Below are 20740 nucleotides of genomic sequence, written 5' to 3'. Positions count from 1 at the left end.
GTCGATTTTGCTTAAAAGGAGTTCACTATGGCGCGTATAAAACTTGAAATGCCAGAACACTTTATTTTTTCAACGGTGCTTCCCATTCGCATCAGTGACATTAACTATGGCGGCCATTTAGGTAACGACGCTGTCTTATCGATGATTCATGAAGCGCGCGTTCGCTTTCTGAACAACTATCACTATACCGAGCAAAACATCGACGGACGCGGGCTAATAATGACAGACTCAGCCATCGTTTATCGCTCTGAAGGCTTTTATGGTGATCTTATACAGATAGATGTAGCAGTAGGTGACTTTAATAAATACGGCTGCGATATTTTTTATTTGTTGTCCAATAAGAAAACCGCTGAAGAGCTGGCTATTGCCAAAACCGGCGTCGTATTTTTTGATTACGAAGCCAGAAAAGTAGTCCCCATGCCTGATGGCTTTAGAGCCTCCATGCAAAAAGATACCTAATAAGCGTTCATACAATGTAGTTTTTCGAAGGAAGGCAGCCAGTGCTCAAACAGCCAAAAACTGTAACTATCGACTGTTAATCACTGGCTCCGCAGCTACTCATCGTAGTCGGTATAGGTACCCGGCGCTAAATTTTCAAAACGGGAATACTTACCAATGAAGGCTAGCTTTGACGTACCAATGGGGCCGTTACGCTGCTTACCAATAATAATTTCTGCTATACCTTTATCCTCTGAGTCTTCGTTATAAACTTCATCTCGATAGATAAACATAATAACGTCGGCATCCTGCTCTATCGCACCGGACTCCCGCAAGTCTGAGTTAACCGGGCGCTTATTAGGCCGGTTCTCCAAACTACGGTTAAGCTGCGAAAGCGCAACTACAGGGCATTCCATCTCTTTAGCTAGTGCTTTTAATGATCGTGAAATTTCAGAAATCTCTTCTGCTCGACTCGCATTTGCCTTACCCGTTTTAATTTGCATCAATTGCAGGTAATCGATCATGATCATGGAAACGGCCCCATGTTCACGCACTATACGCCTTACTCGAGTCCGCATTTCATTCGGGCTGATACCCGAAGTATCATCAATGAACAACGGCTTATCACGCAGCATGTTGACGGCCGTGGTTAACTTTGGCCAATCATCTTCATCTAGCTGACCTGTTCGGATCTTTGTTTGGTCAATACGACCCATAGATGACAGCATACGTGTAATCAATTGATCGGCCGGCATTTCCAAACTGAATACCACAACCGGTTTATTAGTGCCCATCAGGGCATTTTCAACCAAGTTCATGGCAAAAGTCGTCTTACCCATGGATGGACGAGCGGCCACTATAATAAGATCCGAAGGCTGAAGCCCAGCCGTTCTGTCGTTTAGATTATCAAAACCGGTTGTTACACCGGTAAGCTCATCACTGTTGTTAAATAAGAAGTCGATGCGATCCACCGCTTTTTTAAGCAATGGATTGATGGGCTCAGGGCCACCTTGATTGGGCCGGCTTTCTGCTATCTGAAAGATCTTTTGTTCCGCATCGTTTAAGATTTCTTCCGAGGCTCGCCCTTCTGTAAAAAAAGCACTGTCGGAAATTTCTTGCGAAACACTAATCATTTGGCGAAGCAATGCGCGGTCACGCACAATTTCAGAGTACGCACGGATGTTAGAAGCACTAGGCGTATTTTTAGCCAAATCAACGAGGTAATCTAAGCCGCCCGCTTTATCTAGCTCGCCGGTTCGATCCAGCTCTTCAGATAGCGTAACCACATCGATCGGCTGTTGATTGTTAACCAGCTTTTGCATGACCCGAAAGATCATTCGATGATCATGGCGATAGAAATGATCTTCCATCAAAATTTCGGATGCTGTATCCCACGTATTGTTATCCAGCATCAAACCACCCAGGACTGATTGCTCTGCCTCTATTGAGTGAGGCGCTATCTTTATCTGCGCTACCTCATCATCTTGCATATCAGCGTAATCCATGGTGATACCAACCTCTTCAACTCAATTTATGACCGATACTACTCACACAGCTATCACACGTTGTACGAGCAACACGCAACGGCTCGATACCATCCGTTAACTATGCGATTAACACTGTACAAACTGTACACCAGATAACCAAATACCCAGAATAAAATCATGGGCTGTAAACGCAAAAAAGCACGGCGTAGTTTTCTACGGCGTGCTTTTTAGTACTGAAACGTTACTCAGAAATTAGCTTTCTGAAACAACTGTCACAGTGATAGTCGTTGTAACTTCAGCGTGTAACTGAAGAGCAACTTCGAATTCGCCAGTATGACGCAAAGCGCCTTCTGGTAAACGAACTTCGCTTTTAGCAACGTCTTGACCCGCAGCAACGATAGCGTCAGCAATATCGCGAGTACCGATAGAACCGAACAACTTACCTTCGTCACCCGCTTTAGAAGCGATAGTAACGTTGAAGCCATTCAGTGCTTCAGCACGTGCTTGAGCAGCTGTTAGTGCTTCAGCAGCCGCTTTTTCTAATTCAGCACGACGTGCTTCGAATTTAGTGACGTTATCAGCTGTTGCAGGAACAGCTTTACCTGTTGGGATCAGGTAGTTACGACCAAAACCAGCTTTCACAGACACTTGATCGCCTAATGAACCCAGTTTACCAATTTTCTCGAGCAGGATAACTTCCATCTCGTAAACCTCTTTGGGTCTGCAGCTCAACTGCAGTAATAAATCTTGGCTAATAAACAGAGTTATAAAGTCTGCTTACTAACCCCGTATTCACTCATCAGCCTGTCGAAACAGGCACTTTACACTTACAGGTGGCTGTCAGTGTAAGGCAGCAATGCAATAAAACGTGCACGCTTGATAGCTGTTGCCAATTGACGCTGGTAACGAGCTTTTGTACCAGTGATACGGCTTGGTACGATCTTACCAGTTTCGCTTACATAGCCTTTTAGTACTTCAAGATCTTTGTAATCAATCTCTACTACGTTTTCAGCTGTGAAACGACAAAACTTGCGACGACGGAAAAAACGAGCCATCTTTATATCTCCTATTTAAATTATTCAGCAGCTTCAGTAGCAGCAGCTTCTGGCTTCTCTTCTTCAGTTTTTTCTTCCTGACGAGGAGAATCTTCACGACGAGGCTTACGCTCTTCACGGGCTTCAGACGCTTTGATTGGAGATACTTCAGTGATCGCTTCTTTACGACGGATCATCATGTTACGCAATACAGCATCGTTGTAGCGGAACATGTTTTCTAGCTCATCCAACGTTTCTTGTGAACATTCGATGTTCATAAGAATGTAGTGTGCTTTGTGGGCGTTGTTAATAGGGTAAGCAAGTTGACGACGACCCCAGTCTTCTAGACGATGGATTGTACCGTTAGCACCTTCGATAACGCTGGTGTAACGCTCAACCATTGCTGGTACCTGTTCACTTTGGTTCGGATGAACCATGAATACGATTTCGTAATGACGCATTTTAGCTCCTTACGGGTTGTAGCCTTCGAACCGCTAAATAATAAGGGAGCGAAAGCAAGGAGGTTAATAGTATTTCTCAAAAGAGTGCGGCATTTTACAGATTACTATAATTGTTTGCAATCAACTCTTTCACCAATCGACACCTTGTTCTACTCTTAGAGGAATCTTTGATGAAGGAGCCACACTGAATGCAATACCCTCTATTATGTGCACTTGTCGTATTCGCATTTGGCACGACCAACACGAGCGTTGCGGATACAGTCAAACACGACATAGTCTATACCTGCACTAATGCCGACGGGAGCAAATCCTTCAGCGGCCTTCCCTGCGGCCCCAACGCTAAGCGCTCAGAATATAAAGTAGCAACGCCACCGAAACCTGCTGCCGTGGAAACCCCACCGCCTCGCAGTGGTGAAATTATTAATGAGACTGGGCAACAACAGGCATCTGCCATGAACAAGGGAACGAAGCTCAACCCACAACCCCCAACTGCTCGCAAGAAGCCAAACGACGATCCATCAAAAAAGCCCTGAAAACAGGGCTTTTTAACGTAAAATTGTCGACCATTTAATCAATAGCGATAATTTCAAAGCTGTGGGTAATATTAACTCCACCCTTTTCTAACATAATAGAGGCAGAGCAATACTCTTCAGCTGATAGCTTTACCGCTCGCTCAACCATTTTTTCTTTTAAGTTACGGCCTGTTACGACAAACTTAACATGAATATCCGTAAATACAGCGGGTACGGCGTCGGAACGTTCAGCCGATATTTCAGCTACGCAGCTTTCAACATCCTGACGTGACTTTTTAAGGATACTTACCACGTCATAGCTGGTGCAGCCACCAAGACCCGCCAACAGCAATTCCATAGGGCGCGGCCCTGCTTTTTGATCACCGTCAACTGTAATATTAAAACCTGTACCCGTAGTGGCATTAAAGCGCACATCGCCATCCCACTCTACTTTTGTTGTCATTGTCACAATAACTACCTCAATCAAATAGCGCTTTTAATTTTTCACCTGGGTCATCAGCTCGCATAAACGTCTCGCCGACCAGGAAGGTGTGGACATTATGCTCATGCATTAACTGCACATCTTCACGGGTAATAATGCCGCTTTCCGTCACGACTATCCGACTTTCAGGGATATCCTTTAACAGCTCAATAGTCGTGTTCAAACTCACATCAAATGTGTGCAAATCACGGTTATTGATACCAATTAGACGGTTATCAAGATGCAAAGCACGCTCTAACTCTTCGCCATTATGCACCTCTACTAACACATCCATACCCAGCTTTTTAGCAACCTGATTCAGCTCCGCCATTTGAGCATCTTCAAGAGAGGCTGCTATGAGCAAAATACAATCTGCCCCTATCGCACGTGCTTCAAAAACTTGATAGGGATCGACTATAAAATCTTTACGAATGATAGGCATTGAACAGGCAGCTCGTGCTTGCATCAAATAATCTTCATGCCCTTGAAAGAAGTCAGCATCCGTTAATACTGACAGGCAACTAGCACCACCACGCTGATATGACTTAGCGATGGCTGCAGGCTCAAAATGCTCGCGTAAAATACCTTTTGAGGGGCTGGCTTTTTTTACCTCTGCTATCACGGCGCAATGGCGACCAACAATCGAAAAGGCGATACTTTCGGTAAAGCCTCGGGGATCAAAATCTGTTCCCATTTGTTGTTTTATACGTTGTTCTAACGCACCTAAAGTAACGTTGGCACTGCGTTCTTCAACTTCTTCATACTTGCGTTTAATAATCGTTTTTAAAATCGTTGGAACTTCAGACATAGTTTACTCGTTTAAACCTTGGCTAAACTCAGCTAGCTCTGCCATTTTTTTCGCAGCACTGCCTTGCTTCATTGTATCAAGTGCCAGAGCGACACCGGCTTTAATTGAATCGACTTTATCAGCTACATACAAGGCAGCGCCTGCATTCAACGCTATCATTGACATGGCTTTTTCATGTTGCCCAGAAAAAGCGGCATTAATTAACGAAAGGCTTTCTTCTGTACTACCCACCTGTAGACCGTCCAAACTTTGCGCCGATAACCCGGCCATTTCAGGCGTTAAAGTATACTCAGTAACTTCATTATCTTTTAATTCAGCTACATAGGTATTTCCGGCTAACGAAATTTCATCAAGACCTTCAGCCGCATGCACCACCATTGCATGAACAGCTCCCAGGTTTTTGAGCGCCTCAGCCAATGGTTTGCATAAAGATCTATCAAAAACACCCAGTAGATAATGTCGAACACCGGCGGGATTGGTAAGCGGCCCTAACACATTAAAGAGAGTGCGCATGGCCATTTCTTTACGTGGACCTATCGCGTATTTCATGGCACTGTGGTGCTGCGGCGCAAACATAAAACCAACACTTACCTGATTAATACACTGCGCTATTTGCGAGGCTTGCAGTGACAGGTTAACACCACTGGCTTCTAATAAATCAGCCGACCCAGAGCTCGATGAGACTGAACGGTTCCCATGTTTAGCTACAGTGCCTCCCGCTGCCGCCACTACAAATGAGCAAGCCGACGAGACGTTGAACAAGTTTGCGCCGTCACCGCCAGTGCCCACTATATCGACCGCATCTTTAGCCGTAATCTCCACCGGTAAAGCAAGTTCTCGCATCACGCTGGCAGCGGCTGTAATTTCATCAACCGTCTCACCCTTCATACGAAGGCCCATTAATAGTGCGCCTATCTGCGCATCCGTCGCTTGCCCAGACATAATCTGACGCATAACAGAAGCCATTTGTTCTGTTGTTAAATGTTCACGCTCAGCTACGTGAGCTAAAGCCTGTTTTATATCCATTGTTGCTCCGTCTAACATCAGCGCGTTAAAAAATTTTTAAAAACAGCATGGCCTTCTTGCGTTAAGACGGCCTCGGGGTGAAACTGCACGCCTTCTACATCAAGCGTGCGATGACGAAACCCCATGATTTCATCCAGCTCGCCATTATCCTTTTGAGTCCAAGCCGTTATTTCTAGACAGTCAGGCAAACAGGTTTTATCAACCACCAGCGAATGATAACGCGTAACATCCACTGGGTTTGGCAACCCCGCAAACACTCCCGAATTTCGATGAAAGATGGGTGAGTTTTTCCCATGCATAACTTGGCGTGCGCGAATTATCTTACCACCAAATACTTGTCCAATGCTCTGATGACCTAAACAGACACCTAAAATCGGAATTTTGCCGGCAAAATATTCGATAGCTGCAAGAGAAATACCTGCGTCGTCAGGGGTACAAGGGCCAGGGGAAATAACTAGATGAGAGGGAGCTAGCCGCTCAACATCGTCTAAAGTTAGCTCGTTGTTGCGTTGTACCCTGACATCGGCACCCAGTTCTGATAAATAATGCGCGATATTAAAAGTAAAAGAGTCAAAATTATCGATCATCAGCAGCATACGTCAACACTCTAAACAGGTTTTCATTTTCTCTAATAATGCTGTTTCCCAATAATGTATAAAGCCTTTTACTTACATTATGATACAGAACTATCAGGCTAAGTTTGGCGCACCCTCAGCTATCATACAAGCCCCCACAAAAAAGCCCCTAGAACAGGGGCTTTTTGAATAAGTCTACCAAGACTACTTACTCGGCAAAAATATGCACACGCTCTGGATCGAAGCTTAAACTCGCTTCCTCACCTATATCAAAAACTTCGTCTTGGCTGACACAAGCGATAACACTTTGCCCGTTGAGCAGCTTAATTTCCAAAACGGTTTCAGTACCTAGGCGCTCGGTCAATACAATATGCCCGCTGAACGAATTAGCATGACGCTCGTGGTGCGGCTCAATATATTGAGGGCGAATACCAAGCTCTACGTTTTGTCCTTTTGTGTACGATTTTCCTCTGGACGGAATCCAAACCGGGCTTAATTCATCCGACTCTACAAGAACAGCATCGTCTTTAACATCTGCCACCTGCACTGGAATAAAGTTCATTGAAGGTGAACCCAAAAAGCTAGCTACAAAGCGATTAGCTGGGTTGTGAAATAGCTCCATCGGTGCTCCGACTTGCTGGACTAATCCATCTTTGAGCACAACGATTTTATCGGCCAATGTCATTGCCTCAACCTGATCATGCGTCACATAGATCATAGTGGCACCCAACTGCTTATGGAGTTTTGCTATTTCCATTCGCATATCCATTCGCAGTGACGCATCTAAATTTGATAAAGGCTCATCAAAAAGAAACACTTTTGGATGGCGAACAATAGCTCGCCCAATGGCAACACGCTGGCGCTGCCCACCCGACAGCTGACTAGGCCGACGGTGAAGCAAATGCTTCATTTTTAAAATTTCAGCTGCTTCATTAACCCGCTGCTCTGTTTCTTTCGCATCGACTCCAGAAATCTTTAAACCAAAGCCTACGTTTTCTCCCACTGTCATATGCGGAAAAATCGCATATGACTGGAAAACCATAGCTATGCCACGGTCCTTAGGCTCTAAATTGTTAACCACATTGCCGTCGATCGACAATTCACCGCCGGATATGGTTTCCAGACCCGCTATCATGCGTAAGAGTGTCGATTTTCCACATCCAGATGGCCCAACAAACACAACGAATTCACCGTCATTAATTTCAATATCAACGCCTTTAATGACGTTAGCCGACCCATAACTTTTTTGTATTGAGGATAAATTTACATGTGCCATTTCTACTAAACCTTTATAAATAACGTCTAAGAGGAGCGAGGTGATCTATGTCTACAATTGCCGCTACCCCTTCACTCCTGTGGATGCTATAGATGCGATAAAGGACCTCTGTAGCACTAAATAAAAAGCCAATACTGGCAAAGTTATTAACGTCAAGTACGCCATCACCTCTCCCCAAGCGGTGTTCAGCTGGAAGAAATACTGCAACCCCACCAAAACAGGACGATATTGTTCCTCTTGTGTCACCATGATTGGCCATAGATATTGGTTATACATGGCCAAGAACTTCAAAATAGCGGCGGTAGCAATCACAGGGCCTGATAACGGGATAATGATTGAGCGGTAAATTTGCCACCAACTTGCCCCTTCTACACGCGCCGCTTCAATGAGTTCTTTGGGCAGATCTTTGAAATATTGAACGAACAAAAAGATAGTCAGACCGTCCGCGATAAATGGAATAATCTGAACGTGATAACTGTTTAACCACCCCCACTCAACACCATCCATCGATAACCAAGGAAGCTTAGACACCAGCAAGAGCATAGGAATAGCAATCGTTTCAAAAGGAATAATCAACGTCGCGATGATGATGGACAACTGAACCTCTCGCCCTCTCCAGCTCAAAAACGTAAACGAAAAAGCCGCTAATGAGCAAAAGAACAGGCTTAATAAAACAGTTATCCCCGTAACAAGCACTGAATTAAACATGAACAAGCCAATGGGCGCCCGTTCAGAAGCATTTTTATAGTTATCAAAACTGATATCACCAACAGGTAAAAAAGCCCGTAACGATGATGTATCTTGCAAGAGCTGCACGTCAGGTTTTAATGACGACACAATCATAAAGATTAATGGAAAAATGAAGATGATAGCGATTAGGATAAGCACCGCATATCGTAGCGCTAACCTTAGGCGATAGTTATCCCCAGCAAGTGTAGCCATTAGTTTTTCTCCCGAGTCAGAAAGCGTTGCAGAAGTGAGATGGACAAAACGATAACGAACAACACGACAGACAAGGTTGAACCTCCTGAGATATCTTGTTTACCGTAACCACGCTCTACTGCTTGGAACACAATCGTTTGTGTACTATCTAATGGACCGCCGTTTGTCATTACATCAATTTGTGCAAATAGAGCAAACGCTTGCATCGTGATAACAATGCCAACCAATATGGCCGTATTACGAAGCCCTGGCCAAGTCACATAACGGAAGGTTTGCCAGGACGAAGCTCCTTCTATTTTTGCGGCTTCGTATAAAGTTGGGGAGATTGTTTGCAGGCCAGACAGCCAAATCACCATATGAAAGCCCACGGCTTGCCAAATAGACATCACCATAATTGAGCCCAGTGCCGTATCGGGATTCCCCAGCCAATCTACCGGTTCGAAATGATTAAAGGTCAAACTCGCTAATACCGAGTTCAAGAGGCCATTTTGACCGTCGTATATAAACCGCCATAGAAGGGAAACGACAACAATAGAAACTACCACGGGCATGAAATAAATAGTTCGGAAAATATTAATTCCGCGCAGGCGTTGATTGATCAATAGCGCTAGACACAAAGCTATGAGACTCTGGATTGGTGCAACTACAGCAACAAAGGTTAATGTATTAACCAACGCTTTCATAAAGACCGGGTCACTGGCCAGAACAACTACTTTTTTATGATCCCACTGCCAAGAAAACCACTCTTTCATCCCTTGGATATCCGGATGATCAGGATTGTTACGCGTGAACTTTCTGGTACGGGGATATTTGTACTCACCTTTTGAATCAAGCACCCAGCGGCCTTCATCGTCCTTTATAGGCTCAATGACTAATCCGCCTAATCCTAAAAGGTTTGAATAATTTTCTACACCTATGAATTCAGTAGGGTTAGGAGAAATTAAACGCTGATTTGTTAGCGAGAAAACGATCGCAAAAATAAAAGGGATGACAACAAACATCACCATCAAACCAAAACCTGGGAGGGCAAACAGCCACCCATGTAGGTTTTGACGAGTTAAGCGGGAGCCTTGATTAGCCATGTGCTTTTCCATTCATAGCGGCTTTATGTAGCCAAATATCAGACGAGAGAAGCCTGCTTTCGCAGGCTTTATTACTTAGTGGCCGTAGCCTGCGTTTTTTTGAACATCATCACTGATTTCATCAGCGGCACTATCAAGCGTATCAGCAACATCCGCACCGTCAGCGATGTCGGCCAATGCTTTTTCAAATACTTTAGCTGCCACAACATAGCCAGGGGTTACAGGACGCACGACGGCTTGCTTTTCAGATAGTTCATAAAACACCGCCATAGCGCCGCCGTCTGCATAATGCTCACTGGCCGCTGCGGCTTCTTTCGTAGGCGGAATTAGACCCATGCCGTTAGAAAACGCTGTTAAGTATTTATCTTGCAGCGCGAATTCAATAAATTGCGAAGCCGCCTCGGGGTATTTACTGGAGGAAGAAACGCCAAACTGCCAGCTAGCTGCACCGATTTTAGGACCGTTACCAAAATCAGGGGCTGGTAAGAAAAGAGTATCATCGTGTGCTTTAAGCGCATTTAAAGCCGCCCAGTTGCCATTCCACGAAATTGCATATTTGCCATCGGCCAAGCCCGTATCACGGTCTGCCGCATCTTGAGACGTTCCCGGCGCCAGGCCCTCTGCAAATAAGTTCTGCCACCACTCGCCAAATGCAATTGCCTCATCTCCATTGAGTACGCCTTCCGACGAAGCATAGGTCGTGCGATCAATAATATCACCGCCAAAACTTTGCAATAACGGGCTGAATGCATACGGGTACCATTCCCCTTTCCATGCCATCCCTAGATCTAACGGAAAGTCGTATTCACCAGTTGCTTTAAGTTTAGCCAGAATCTGATCAAACTCTTCTTTAGTCCATGGCTGCTCTAACGTGGGTATCCGGATGTCATGCTTTTCTAATGTAGAACGGCGAGTAACCATCGCAACAGCTGCATCCCACAAACCAATCGAATATAGCTTGCCATCCCAATATCCTTTTGTGCCCGGCAAGAAGCCCTCTATTCGCTTTTCATCAATAGAAAGCGGCTGCATGTACCCCGCCCAAGCCCAATTAGGCATCACTGGGCCATCGACATCTAGAATATCTGGCAGGTTACCAGCCAAAGCTGACGCTATTACCGAATCATTATAAGATTCCTGTGGAAAGCTCTGCATCACAACACGCCAATCAGTCTGACTTTCGTTGAAATCAGCAACAATTTGGTTAATGACTTTGGCCTCCGCTGGATTACCCGCGCCGTGGTACCACAAAGACAAATCGGTAGCAGCTAAAGCAGCACCGCTTAAAAATGGGCTAGCAATTAATGTATAAGAGATTGCTTGTAATGTTTTTTTCATTTTTATTCTCATTTTTTACATTCCTATAGTCCATGATCATGCGATCATCTAAATGACATCGATGTCATTTAAGTTACAAAAATCAATTTCCGCTTATCCGAGCTATTTTGTTAACGGATTAATTTGGTTGACCTTCGCCAAACATAACGACTACCTACACGTTTTTTCAGCTCAGAGCCTAAAGATTCACCTTTAATTAGTTTGAGGATTTGCTCAGCCGCCAACTGACCCATTTCAAAATATGGAAGGTTCATGGTGGACAATTCGGGCGATACGCTCTCAGCAATTTCGCGATAGTTATCGTAACCGACCACTGATACATCTTGAGGAACCTCTATACCTCGACTGCGCAACACTCCATATAAAACCAACGCCATCTTATCGTTACCGCAACAAATTGCCGTTGGCGGTGAAGGAAGCGCAAACAGCTTATCCAAGACCTGTTCTAAGTAGCTTTCGGTAATATGGCTTTGTACTTGTTCTCCTGGGCTAACCAAGTTTTCATCAAACTCAATATTCGCTGCAGCCAAGGCTTTCTTATAACCTTCTTTTCGTAACTGAGTTGCGACCATATGATCACTTAATGTGATGTACGCTATTCGAGTATGCCCTTCACTGATCAGTTTACTGACCACGCTACATTGCCCTTCGCAGTCATCCGGTACCACACAAGGCGTGTTATATTGATCAAAGCAATTGACGAGTACCAAGTTCATTTGTTCTTTGGGTATGTCTAGCTCAACATTTTGATGGTGGTCTGCTACGTAGAGCACTCCTTCGACACGATGCTCTAAAAACGTCTGAATTAAGCCTGGAATACGACTACGATCTCCCCCAGTGTCTGCGATGAGCAAGGTTTTTCCGCTGCCCTGGATGACTTTCTGAATCCCCTGAATAATGAAAATATCTGGCAGACCCGCAGCGGTAGATGAGTGCATAGTATTTAGAGAGATCGCGCCCGTAATCAAGCCTATCAACCCTGATTGCTTTGAACGCATTGAACTTGCCGCGCTATTACGTACATAACCCAGAGCAGAAGCGGACGCTTCAACTTTTATACGAGTTGATTCCGCTACTGATTCACTATGGTTTAGCACCCGTGAGACAGTTTTGGGAGAGACTCCTGCATGTTTTGCTACGTCGTATATGGTTGCCATATTTTTTTCTATTTATACTTTGACATCGATGTCATTTTAGATAGGATGACATCGATGTCAAGGCTTTTTCAATGCAGCAACCCATTTTGAGCCACTAGACATCCGTTTTTTTCTAATAATAAAGGCCTCAAAGGAACCTTGATAATGACACTACCGGCTCCGTACCGACCAAGCATCCACTTTACTCCTGAAACCAGTTGGATTAACGACCCAAATGGCTGCATCTATCATCAAGGCCTCTACCATCTTTTTTTCCAATATTACCCGGATGATATCAAGTGGGGGCCTATGCATTGGGGTCATGCGACTAGCCCAGACTTAATCAAGTGGTCTCAACACGATATAGCTTTGTACCCAGATAGCTCACTGGGCGCTATTTTTTCAGGCTCAGCTGTGAACGATAAGCATAATGTGAGTGGCTTATTCAATGACGACAAAGGCCTTATAGCTTTTTACACCTCACATTTAGAGCGAGAGGCTCCTTTAGGGCCATTGCAGCAACAATGCATCGCTTTTAGTAAGGATAATGGCTTCACTTGGGAGAAGTATGAAAAAAATCCTGTTATTACAAACCCAGGCATCCCTGATTTCCGTGACCCGAAGGTCATTTACCACGAGGAATCAGGCCACTGGATTCTCATCGCAGTAGCAGGACAGCAAGTTAATTTTTATAAATCTCTTGACCTGCTCACATGGGAAGGTGCCGGAGTTTTTGGAAAGGATCAACACAATGACAGCCTTGTTTGGGAATGTCCTGATTTAATGCAGCTACAAGATCAATACGGAACCTCCTACTGGGTACTGTTTATCAGCTGCGTATCTAGTCAAGAGAAGCCATTTCCCCCTATGCAATACTTTATTGGTGAGTTCGATGGACACACCTTTAAAGAAACGCACCAAGACGACCGAGTCAATGTAGTAGACGATGGCTATGATTTTTATGCAGCGCAAAGCTTCTTTGAAGCAAAATCTGAATCGGACAAGCCTATATGGCTAGCATGGGCAAACCATTGGCCATATGCCAACCTCATTCCAAATGACGGCTGGCGCGGTACTATGTCACTGCCTCGAGAATTAAGCTTACTTAAAAAAGCTAACGAAATTGCACTAGCACAACAACCCATCAGTGCCGTCAGCGACCACTTTACTCACACAAGCACAGCCTCAGAGAATACTCTAACATTATCTACGGCTGTGGGTACGGTTCATAAGCTATCTGTGCACTTGCCAAATGCAAACCAGTCTTCAGCCAACTTTGAAGTAAAAGCAGGAGCAAGCCAATCGGCCATCTTTAATTGGGACAGCTCGTCTAAAACCTTCAGCCTAGATCGCAGCGCTTTAAAGCCAGAGCACTTCCATGACCTTTATGACCAACTGGTAGTAGCGAATCTAAGCAAAGAAATGGCTGAAACTGACACATTAAGTGCAGACATTTATATCGACCAGTCGATTATCGAAGTGTTCTTCTTCGACGGGGAAAGGGTAATGACTTCCCTTGTTTTCCCTAATACAACGTTCAGCTCATTTGTCTCACATACAGAGCAATTGAACACAACGTACTCAATGGTAACTATTTAATAGCGCTTGAAGGCTATTATTGACTTATACCGAGAGAAAGCCATATGGCACGCAAGTGCATATGGCTTTATTTATTAATTAACGACCACTCCTTGCATAAACATAACCACCGCTTGCTGCAAAGATCGTTCAGGCTCCCCCGACTCAATTGGAAACCCAAACTCCGCTTTGTGGTACCAAGGCGACTTGACCATTTCAATAAACTGAGCCGAAGCAATATCCACATCCACGACATTTACCTTACCCAACAACTTTTGACGAGTTAAATAAGCGGCAAGCAGCCGCTGAACACGTCGAGGTCCTTGTTCATAAAATACTTTACGTATAGCTTCACTATCGGCACTACTCACCGATAAAGCAATACGACGAATAGAGCGAGCTTCTGTCTGGCCTAGCACCTCAAGCAACACCTGCCCAAACTGCAGCAAGGATTCCTCAACATTATCGGTCCAAATATCCGATTCATCTGTGATAGGAAATAAGTCACTGGTCGATTGCATTATCATTGCTTCAAACAAGCCCAGCTTGTTACCATATAACCGATACAAAGTGCTAATCGACCCACCAGCACGCTGCATGATCTGGTGAATACTCGCGCGCTCGAATCCCTGTTCCAAAAACACATCTCTAGCCGCTTCTAGTATTTTACGTTGACGCTCTTGCCCTTTAGGCGTTAGACCTATTGCAACGGTACTGTCATCTCTCATTCGAGTATTATTCATCATTGATTATTGTTGTTAGCTCATCGAAAAATGCATTCGACAATAATTGTACACCCTCTTTAACAACAATCTGTTGATTGTTTACGATAGATATCAACCAAAATGTAATGTACATTACACTATAATTTTAAAACCTTTAACTCCAATACCAAATAACGCCTAGCCTTACTGTTTATATTCAGTTTCACGCTTTTATTATTTACACCCAAACCGAGGTTTTATGCACACCACTCCTTCTCATATTCCCGGGCTTATTTTTATTTTGGCTAGCTTAACAGGCATGGCCCCGCTGGCGATTGATGCTTATTTACCAGCCATTCCAACTATTGCCGACTCAATCGGCTCGAACATCCATGCCGTTGAGTTATCAATTAGTATATTTCTCGGTGGCTTTGGTTTAGGCCAACTAATTGGTGGGCCTTTTTCAGATCATTTTGGACGACGAAAGGCCACGTTTACCGGCCTAAGTATTTTTTTCATAGGCTCTCTGGGTATTTGCTTTATTCAATCAGTAGAAATGCTTTGGCTTGCTCGATTTGTTCAAGCTATTGGCGGAGGTATTGCGGTCGTTAACTCCAACGCAATTATCAGAGACATGAGCAGCGGGAGGGAAAGCGCTCGCAACCTATCAAATATGGCGCTCATTTTAATGCTAGCCCCTTTGCTTGCTCCCGTTATCGGAACCTTAATTCTAAAATTCAGTGGCTGGCGAGCTATTTTTGTTTTTCTGTTGGCTTATGCTCTGCTTTTAATCACTTTATTCTATTTTAAAATGCCTGAGACACGCGTTAGACACAGCCAAAAAATTAGCATTATCAAACGCTATTGGATGGTTATTAGCCACCGTCAAGCACTCGCCTATGTCTTCAGCTTAGCGTCGGCACAAGGCGCTTTATTTGCCTTTATCACCGGCTCCCCGTCAGTGTATATGGAGTTTTTTAAGCTACCTGAGACAATTTACCCCATATATTTTGGCGTTAACATACTGGCTCTTATTGCCGCTAATCGTATCAATAATAGGCTTTTGCGTAAGACCTCACCGCATTCCTTATTAACATTCGGACAACTCGCCCAGTGCGTAGCGACTGCTATATTGTTCTTATATGTCATCCTATTTAATGACTTATCGTCATATATTTTCGCAGCGCTTATGATGCTTATATTAAGCTGCCACGGCTTTATAATGAGCAACGGCATGTCGAGTATGATTGAGTTTTTCCCTACCAATAGCGCAACTGCCACGGCCTTATCAGGAGCCTGTGGATTTACCACCGGTGCTGTTACCGGTTCATTAGTAGGTATTTTTGGCGATGGAACCCCATTGCCTATGGCGGTCGTACTTTTAGGTTGCGCTCTCACGGGCATTACGCTTCGCACACTACTACAACGCGGTACTAAAGAGCCATTAACCGCCTCTTAACTGAATTTTGGCTATGCTTACAGCAGAAGTTTATATCTAAATGCGGAGCCATAATGCTAAACACATTACTAATAGAAGATGATTTAGATTTAGCAGAAACGGTTGTTCAGTATTTAGCCCTTGAACAAATACAATGCGACCACGCCAGCAATGGCGTGGCCGGCTTACACTTACTGAACAACCATCATTTTGATGTCGTGCTTTTAGATCTTAATCTGCCGCGTATGGATGGGCTTAGTGTGTGTAGCGCCCTACGCAAAGACGGCAATGACACTCCCATATTAATGCTAACCGCACGAGACCAGCTGAGCGATAAACTAGCGGGGTTTGACGCAGGTACAGACGATTACTTGGTAAAACCGTTCGAAATGGAAGAGCTGGTTGTCCGAATAGAAGCGCTTTCACGCCGTCGAAGCGGACAAGTCCAGAAATTAAGTTGCGCAGACCTAATCCTTAATTTAAATGAAAAAACAGCTACTCGTTCCGGACAAGCGCTTAGACTATCGCCGATAGGCTGGAAAATTCTAGAACTCCTCATGAGAGCATCACCCAATACGATCAGCCGTGATATGCTGGAAAGCAGCATTTGGGGTGATGAAACGCCTGATAGCAACAGCTTAAAAGTTCACCTTTTCAACCTTAGAAAAGCAGTTGATACGCCCTTTAACCAGCCATTAATACATACCATTCAAGGGCAAGGGTTCGCCATAAAAGTACCGACCAATGAAAAAAAAGCTTAGCCTAAAACTACTCCTCACTCTTTCGGTTATGTTATTGGTTGCTACCTTGGCACTAGCCTATTCGATTCTCAGTGCTCATTTCTTTATACGCGGCCTTGATACATTAACCAGTGCCTATATGGAGAAGGAGCTTATTAAACTGCATGAAAATCAATTAGTGATTCCTGAATATGGGTACATCACGTCAAACGATTTTTTAATTGCTCGAAACTGGGAAGATTTCCCACTAAATATTACCCAACACCCTCCACCACAAACGTGGAATACACTAGAGAAATTTGATGGCGGGAACTGGTTTGGAGCACCAAAGAATATTGTTTTTGCTATGCATTACAACCAACAACAAGACCCCATTTGGATAGTCCATACTCTGGCAAAATCAGAAGCATCGTCATTAGTAAAACATAATGCGGGCCAAGCAAAACAGATATTATTCATCTTTGGCATCACTGCTTTAGCCCTAATTGGCTTAATTATTTGGCTACTCAACCGCCAAGTAACCCGCCCAATCAATTCTTTGTGGGTGTGGGCTCAATCCATGAAAGAAACAAAAAACCTAAATTCAGCCATTCCAGAATTTAAATATCCGGAACTTAATGAGATGGCTTATTTAATTCGAGAGAGCATACAAACCGTTCATAATGCCGTAGAGCGAGAACATCAGTTCTTACGACATACCAGCCACGAACTCAGAACCCCAATTAGTGTTATTCGCAGCAATATCGAGCTGTTCAGAAAATTAGAATCGAAGTCTTCCGACAATACTCGTCCCTATTTGCCAATGGTCGACCGTATCGATCGCGCAAGCCTAACCATGAAACATTTAACGGAAACCTTACTCTGGTTGAACAAGGACGACTTGAGCGAACTTCCTGCTAACTCCTTTCGCTTAGGCGACACCGTCAATTCGTTGGCGCAAGATATGGAATACTTACTTAAAAACAAACCCGTCAGCATTTCACTCTATACAGACGGCACCACCGCTCATCTACCAGAAATTGCTACTCGCATTGTGATTGGCAATTTAATTCGTAACGCTTTTCAGCATACATGGGACGGGGATATTCACATTAAACAATCAGGACACACACTGATTATTTCAAATAATTTAACAACCGAAGATCAAGGTGATGACTTAGGTTTTGGCTTAGGGTTACAACTCACACAACGCTTAACACACAAGTTTGGTTGGCCCTACGATGCCCAAAAACAAAAGGGACAATATACGGTGGAAGTCACCTTCTCTTCACCTTAAAATTGCGCGCAGCCTGGTCGCTCAATGACATACTCAGGTTCGGCTGACAATGGTACGCTTCTTCTAAAAGCCACTAACATAAGCCCAGGAGCATCGGGTGTTAGCTCAAACCCTTCATTCAATAATTGCGTAGTTAGCTGTAAACGCTTTTGGGGGGTTTCAGCACCCAGCACCACTGAAATTAAACGGACATCCCCTTGTTTTGCTGATGCAACAAGATTATACCCCGAACCGCAGGTATACCCTGTTTTAAATCCTTCAGCGCCTTGGTATTGGTATAGAAAAGCATTATGCGAGAGCAACTCTTCACCGTTATGAGTTAACGCGCGATTAGCAAATACATGATAATACTGAGGATAATTCTTAATAATAGCTTGCGCTAATATAGCCATATCTCGTGCGGTCGTTTGTTGTTTAGCGTCTGGCAGGCCACTTGCGTTACGAAACACCGTATCCTGCATTCCGACAGCTTTAGCGGTCTTATTCATAAGACGTGCAAACTTTTTTTCTGAGCCTGCTATATGCTCGGCCAATACAACAGCGGCATCATTAGCCGAAATAGTAGACAGCGCATAGATTGCTTTTTCAACTGATATGACCTCTCCCTTTTCAAGCCCTAACTTTTTATTAGGTTGCTGGGAGGCTTTAAGCGATGTAGTCATTTCTGACGCAAGGGAAAGTTTTTTTTTACTTAATTGCTCAAAAGTCACATACAGCGTCATTAATTTAGTGAGCGAAGCAGGATACCACGGCACATCCGCCTTCGACTCCTGCATCACAGCCCCGCTATCAGCATCGATTATTATATAGGGGGTAATAGCATGCGCATTCGTGGTGAGCCACAAAGACGCCATCCCAGCTAAAAAAGAAAAAACCCCAATCCATCGAGACATCATTAGATCCTTTTAACGTCTTACACTCATTCTACTCGGGCTTTTGTAGGCTAAATACAACAAGATAATCTAAGCCAGTAGCGCATCAATCAGCCCCTTGAGCCGATACACCTGCTCCACAAAACCTTCAGGACTAATCAAAAATAAAACCATAGTAACAATGAGCAGAACGGCGACAACGGATAACAAAATTAAACCAAGACTATAATCTTTGTCTTTATACTCTTCAGAATAATGCAGACTATCTGTCAATAGGTGCTCTGAAGCCTCACGGCTACGAAAAGCATCAGAGTGTTTCGCCGTTCTTATCTCTGGACTAGCTGCCCCTACTTCCTGGTTCTGCGAAGGAGCCTCTTTAAGCTCATTATTTAGCGCGCTGATAGGCAACGGCTTAGATAATGTAGGCACCTCGCTTTCCGGTAACGACGGGTTACTTGCTACTTCAAACGACTCGTCCGGTGCTGGCTCGCTAACTGGTGTCTGAGCAGCGTTTTTTTCTGGAAAAGATTCTTCGATGAGTTCGAAGTCTTCGCTACCCGACATCTCTACAGGCGGTTGATACGCATCAACTTCCGCCAAGTCGTCTTCTGTTTCTGATACATCATTAGGCTCGGGCTCATATGCATCAACAGCGTTAAACTCATCGCCAATAACCAGTCCATCAGCTAAGAGCTGCTCACTCAACAACTCCCCGATGACTACCTCAGAATCCGCCAAACGAATAGTTTCTAACTCTTCTATGCTGCCGTATAAAAACAAACGACTGCAAATCAGATTAATTCGTCGCGGAATACCTTGGCTAAATTTATGGATAACAGGGTAAACAGCCTCGCTAATAACTGGACGGTTTGACCAACCAGCTACTCTAAGACGATGTTGCACAAATGCTTTGGTTTCGTCGAGTTCCAAAGGCTTTAAAAAGCATGTAGCAACCAAGCGTTGATGCACTTGCTCCATTTCAGGACGATGTATCAGCTTTTTTAAGGCCTCTTGGCCTAACAAGAAAATTTGAATAAGCGGCGTGTTGTCCACCTGCAGATTGGTCAGTAAACGCAGCTCTTCCAATGAGTTGATGGTTAACCCTTGCGCCTCATCAATAATGAGCAGTGCTCGGCCTCCAGAACGGTGGTTTTGAGTGAGCATGTTAGTTAACTGCTGAAGGACCTCTGATTTACTCTGACCTAAATCCGTTAAACCAAAATGGTAAGCCACCATTCTGAGCAAATCACTAGAATCCATTTGTGTGGTCACTAGCATTGCAATTTTGACTGGTTCTTCAGAATCCAGCGTGTGGGTGAGTTCATTTACAAGAGTCGTTTTACCGGTCCCTGGTTGTCCGGTAATCATGACAAAGCCTTCTGCCCGTTCAAAGGCGTATTGCATATAAGCCTTTGCACGGGAATAGCTTTTATGTCCGTAACAAAAACGATAATCTGAACTTAATCTAAACGGCTCTTCGTTGAGCCCATAAAAAGCTTCGTACATCCGTCATTCCATCAACGACTAATTCGCCTA

General features: G+C 44.2%; 22 protein-coding genes. 6 read left to right on the top strand and 16 right to left on the bottom strand.

Going from position 1 to position 20740, the window contains the following annotated elements; all coding sequences use genetic code 11:
* Positions 1–27: 27 nt before the first annotated feature.
* Positions 28–459: an acyl-CoA thioesterase gene (locus BS617_RS02945; protein ID WP_075171412.1), complete on the top strand. Its 432-nt coding sequence runs from the start codon at positions 28–30 to the stop codon at positions 457–459.
* A gap of 95 nt (positions 460–554) precedes the next feature.
* On the opposite strand, the gene dnaB is transcribed toward BS617_RS02945, so the two are convergent.
* The 4 genes from dnaB to rpsF form a co-directional block, all read right to left on the bottom strand.
* Entirely contained in the window at positions 555–1943 is a 1389-nt protein-coding gene (dnaB, locus tag BS617_RS02940; RefSeq protein ID WP_075171411.1) for a replicative DNA helicase, read from the bottom strand.
* 234 nt (positions 1944–2177) lie between these two features.
* Positions 2178–2627 (bottom strand): 50S ribosomal protein L9, encoded by a 450-nt coding sequence (gene rplI, locus BS617_RS02935; RefSeq protein WP_075171410.1) that lies wholly within the window; start codon positions 2625–2627, stop codon positions 2178–2180.
* 125 nt (positions 2628–2752) lie between these two features.
* Positions 2753–2980: a 30S ribosomal protein S18 gene (gene rpsR, locus BS617_RS02930; RefSeq protein WP_075171409.1), complete on the bottom strand. Its 228-nt coding sequence runs from the start codon at positions 2978–2980 to the stop codon at positions 2753–2755.
* Between the two features lie 20 nt (positions 2981–3000).
* Positions 3001–3420: a 30S ribosomal protein S6 gene (gene rpsF, locus BS617_RS02925; protein WP_075171408.1), complete on the bottom strand. Its 420-nt coding sequence runs from the start codon at positions 3418–3420 to the stop codon at positions 3001–3003.
* 188 nt (positions 3421–3608) lie between these two features.
* Between rpsF and BS617_RS02920 the strand changes: the two genes are divergently transcribed.
* A complete protein-coding gene (locus BS617_RS02920; protein ID WP_075171407.1) occupies positions 3609–3953 on the top strand; it encodes a DUF4124 domain-containing protein in 345 nt (114 codons plus the stop codon).
* Positions 3954–3987: 34 nt separating this feature from the next.
* Here BS617_RS02920 and BS617_RS02915 read toward each other — a convergent pair whose 3' ends face one another.
* The 9 genes from BS617_RS02915 to BS617_RS02875 all read right to left on the bottom strand — a co-directional run bounded on the left by BS617_RS02915 (position 3988) and on the right by BS617_RS02875 (position 12617).
* Positions 3988–4395, bottom strand: a complete 408-nt coding sequence (locus BS617_RS02915; protein ID WP_075173409.1) for an OsmC family protein — start codon at positions 4393–4395, stop codon at positions 3988–3990.
* Positions 4396–4411: 16 nt separating this feature from the next.
* Positions 4412–5221: an indole-3-glycerol phosphate synthase TrpC gene (gene trpC / locus BS617_RS02910; protein WP_075171406.1), complete on the bottom strand. Its 810-nt coding sequence runs from the start codon at positions 5219–5221 to the stop codon at positions 4412–4414.
* Between the two features lie 3 nt (positions 5222–5224).
* Positions 5225–6247, bottom strand: a complete 1023-nt coding sequence (gene trpD / locus BS617_RS02905; protein WP_075171405.1) for an anthranilate phosphoribosyltransferase — start codon at positions 6245–6247, stop codon at positions 5225–5227.
* 17 nt (positions 6248–6264) lie between these two features.
* Positions 6265–6843 (bottom strand): anthranilate synthase component II, encoded by a 579-nt coding sequence (locus BS617_RS02900; protein WP_075171404.1) that lies wholly within the window; start codon positions 6841–6843, stop codon positions 6265–6267.
* A 187-nt stretch (positions 6844–7030) separates the two neighbouring features.
* Entirely contained in the window at positions 7031–8098 is a 1068-nt protein-coding gene (locus BS617_RS02895; protein ID WP_075171403.1) for an ABC transporter ATP-binding protein, read from the bottom strand.
* Between the two features lie 63 nt (positions 8099–8161).
* A complete protein-coding gene (locus tag BS617_RS02890; RefSeq protein ID WP_075171402.1) occupies positions 8162–9040 on the bottom strand; it encodes a carbohydrate ABC transporter permease in 879 nt (292 codons plus the stop codon).
* A complete protein-coding gene (locus BS617_RS02885) occupies positions 9040–10122 on the bottom strand; it encodes a carbohydrate ABC transporter permease (protein ID WP_075171401.1) in 1083 nt (360 codons plus the stop codon). The genes BS617_RS02890 and BS617_RS02885 overlap by 1 nt, the downstream gene beginning before the upstream one ends.
* A 75-nt stretch (positions 10123–10197) precedes the next feature.
* A complete protein-coding gene (locus tag BS617_RS02880; RefSeq protein ID WP_075171400.1) occupies positions 10198–11460 on the bottom strand; it encodes a sugar ABC transporter substrate-binding protein in 1263 nt (420 codons plus the stop codon).
* Positions 11461–11570: 110 nt separating this feature from the next.
* Positions 11571–12617, bottom strand: a complete 1047-nt coding sequence (locus tag BS617_RS02875; RefSeq protein WP_075171399.1) for a LacI family DNA-binding transcriptional regulator — start codon at positions 12615–12617, stop codon at positions 11571–11573.
* A 144-nt stretch (positions 12618–12761) separates the two neighbouring features.
* Between BS617_RS02875 and BS617_RS02870 the strand changes: the two genes are divergently transcribed.
* The gene (locus tag BS617_RS02870; protein ID WP_075171398.1) at positions 12762–14195 is read left to right on the top strand and encodes a glycoside hydrolase family 32 protein; all 1434 of its coding nucleotides are present in this window, start codon (positions 12762–12764) and stop codon (positions 14193–14195) included.
* A gap of 74 nt (positions 14196–14269) precedes the next feature.
* Here the strand turns inward: BS617_RS02870 and BS617_RS02865 are convergent, their stop codons facing one another.
* A complete protein-coding gene (locus BS617_RS02865) occupies positions 14270–14920 on the bottom strand; it encodes a TetR/AcrR family transcriptional regulator (RefSeq protein ID WP_083609913.1) in 651 nt (216 codons plus the stop codon).
* Positions 14921–15137: 217 nt separating this feature from the next.
* Here BS617_RS02865 and BS617_RS02860 point away from each other — a divergent pair, with 217 nt between their 5' ends.
* Genes BS617_RS02860 through BS617_RS02850 form a run of 3 tightly spaced genes read left to right on the top strand, consistent with a single transcriptional unit; the run spans position 15138 to position 18332 of the window.
* Positions 15138–16337, top strand: coding sequence for a multidrug effflux MFS transporter (locus BS617_RS02860; protein ID WP_075171396.1), 1200 nt, complete (start codon positions 15138–15140; stop codon positions 16335–16337).
* Positions 16338–16390: 53 nt separating this feature from the next.
* Positions 16391–17077: a response regulator transcription factor gene (locus BS617_RS02855; protein ID WP_075171395.1), complete on the top strand. Its 687-nt coding sequence runs from the start codon at positions 16391–16393 to the stop codon at positions 17075–17077.
* On the top strand, positions 17061–18332 hold the full coding sequence (locus BS617_RS02850) for a sensor histidine kinase (RefSeq protein ID WP_075171394.1): 1272 nt from the start codon (positions 17061–17063) through the stop codon (positions 18330–18332). The genes BS617_RS02855 and BS617_RS02850 overlap by 17 nt, the downstream gene beginning before the upstream one ends.
* On the opposite strand, the gene BS617_RS02845 is transcribed toward BS617_RS02850, so the two are convergent.
* Positions 18329–19228 (bottom strand): D-alanyl-D-alanine carboxypeptidase family protein, encoded by a 900-nt coding sequence (locus BS617_RS02845; RefSeq protein ID WP_083609912.1) that lies wholly within the window; start codon positions 19226–19228, stop codon positions 18329–18331. The two genes, BS617_RS02850 and BS617_RS02845, sit on opposite strands and share 4 nt — an antisense overlap.
* A 66-nt stretch (positions 19229–19294) precedes the next feature.
* On the bottom strand, positions 19295–20710 hold the full coding sequence (locus tag BS617_RS02840) for an ExeA family protein (protein WP_075171392.1): 1416 nt from the start codon (positions 20708–20710) through the stop codon (positions 19295–19297).
* Between the last annotated feature and the right edge of the window lie 30 nt (positions 20711–20740).

The sequence above is a fragment of the Neptunomonas phycophila genome (assembly GCF_001922575.1).
Classification (GTDB): Bacteria; Pseudomonadota; Gammaproteobacteria; order Pseudomonadales; family Balneatricaceae; genus Neptunomonas; species Neptunomonas phycophila.
This window is presented reverse-complemented; position numbering and strand designations above follow the sequence as displayed.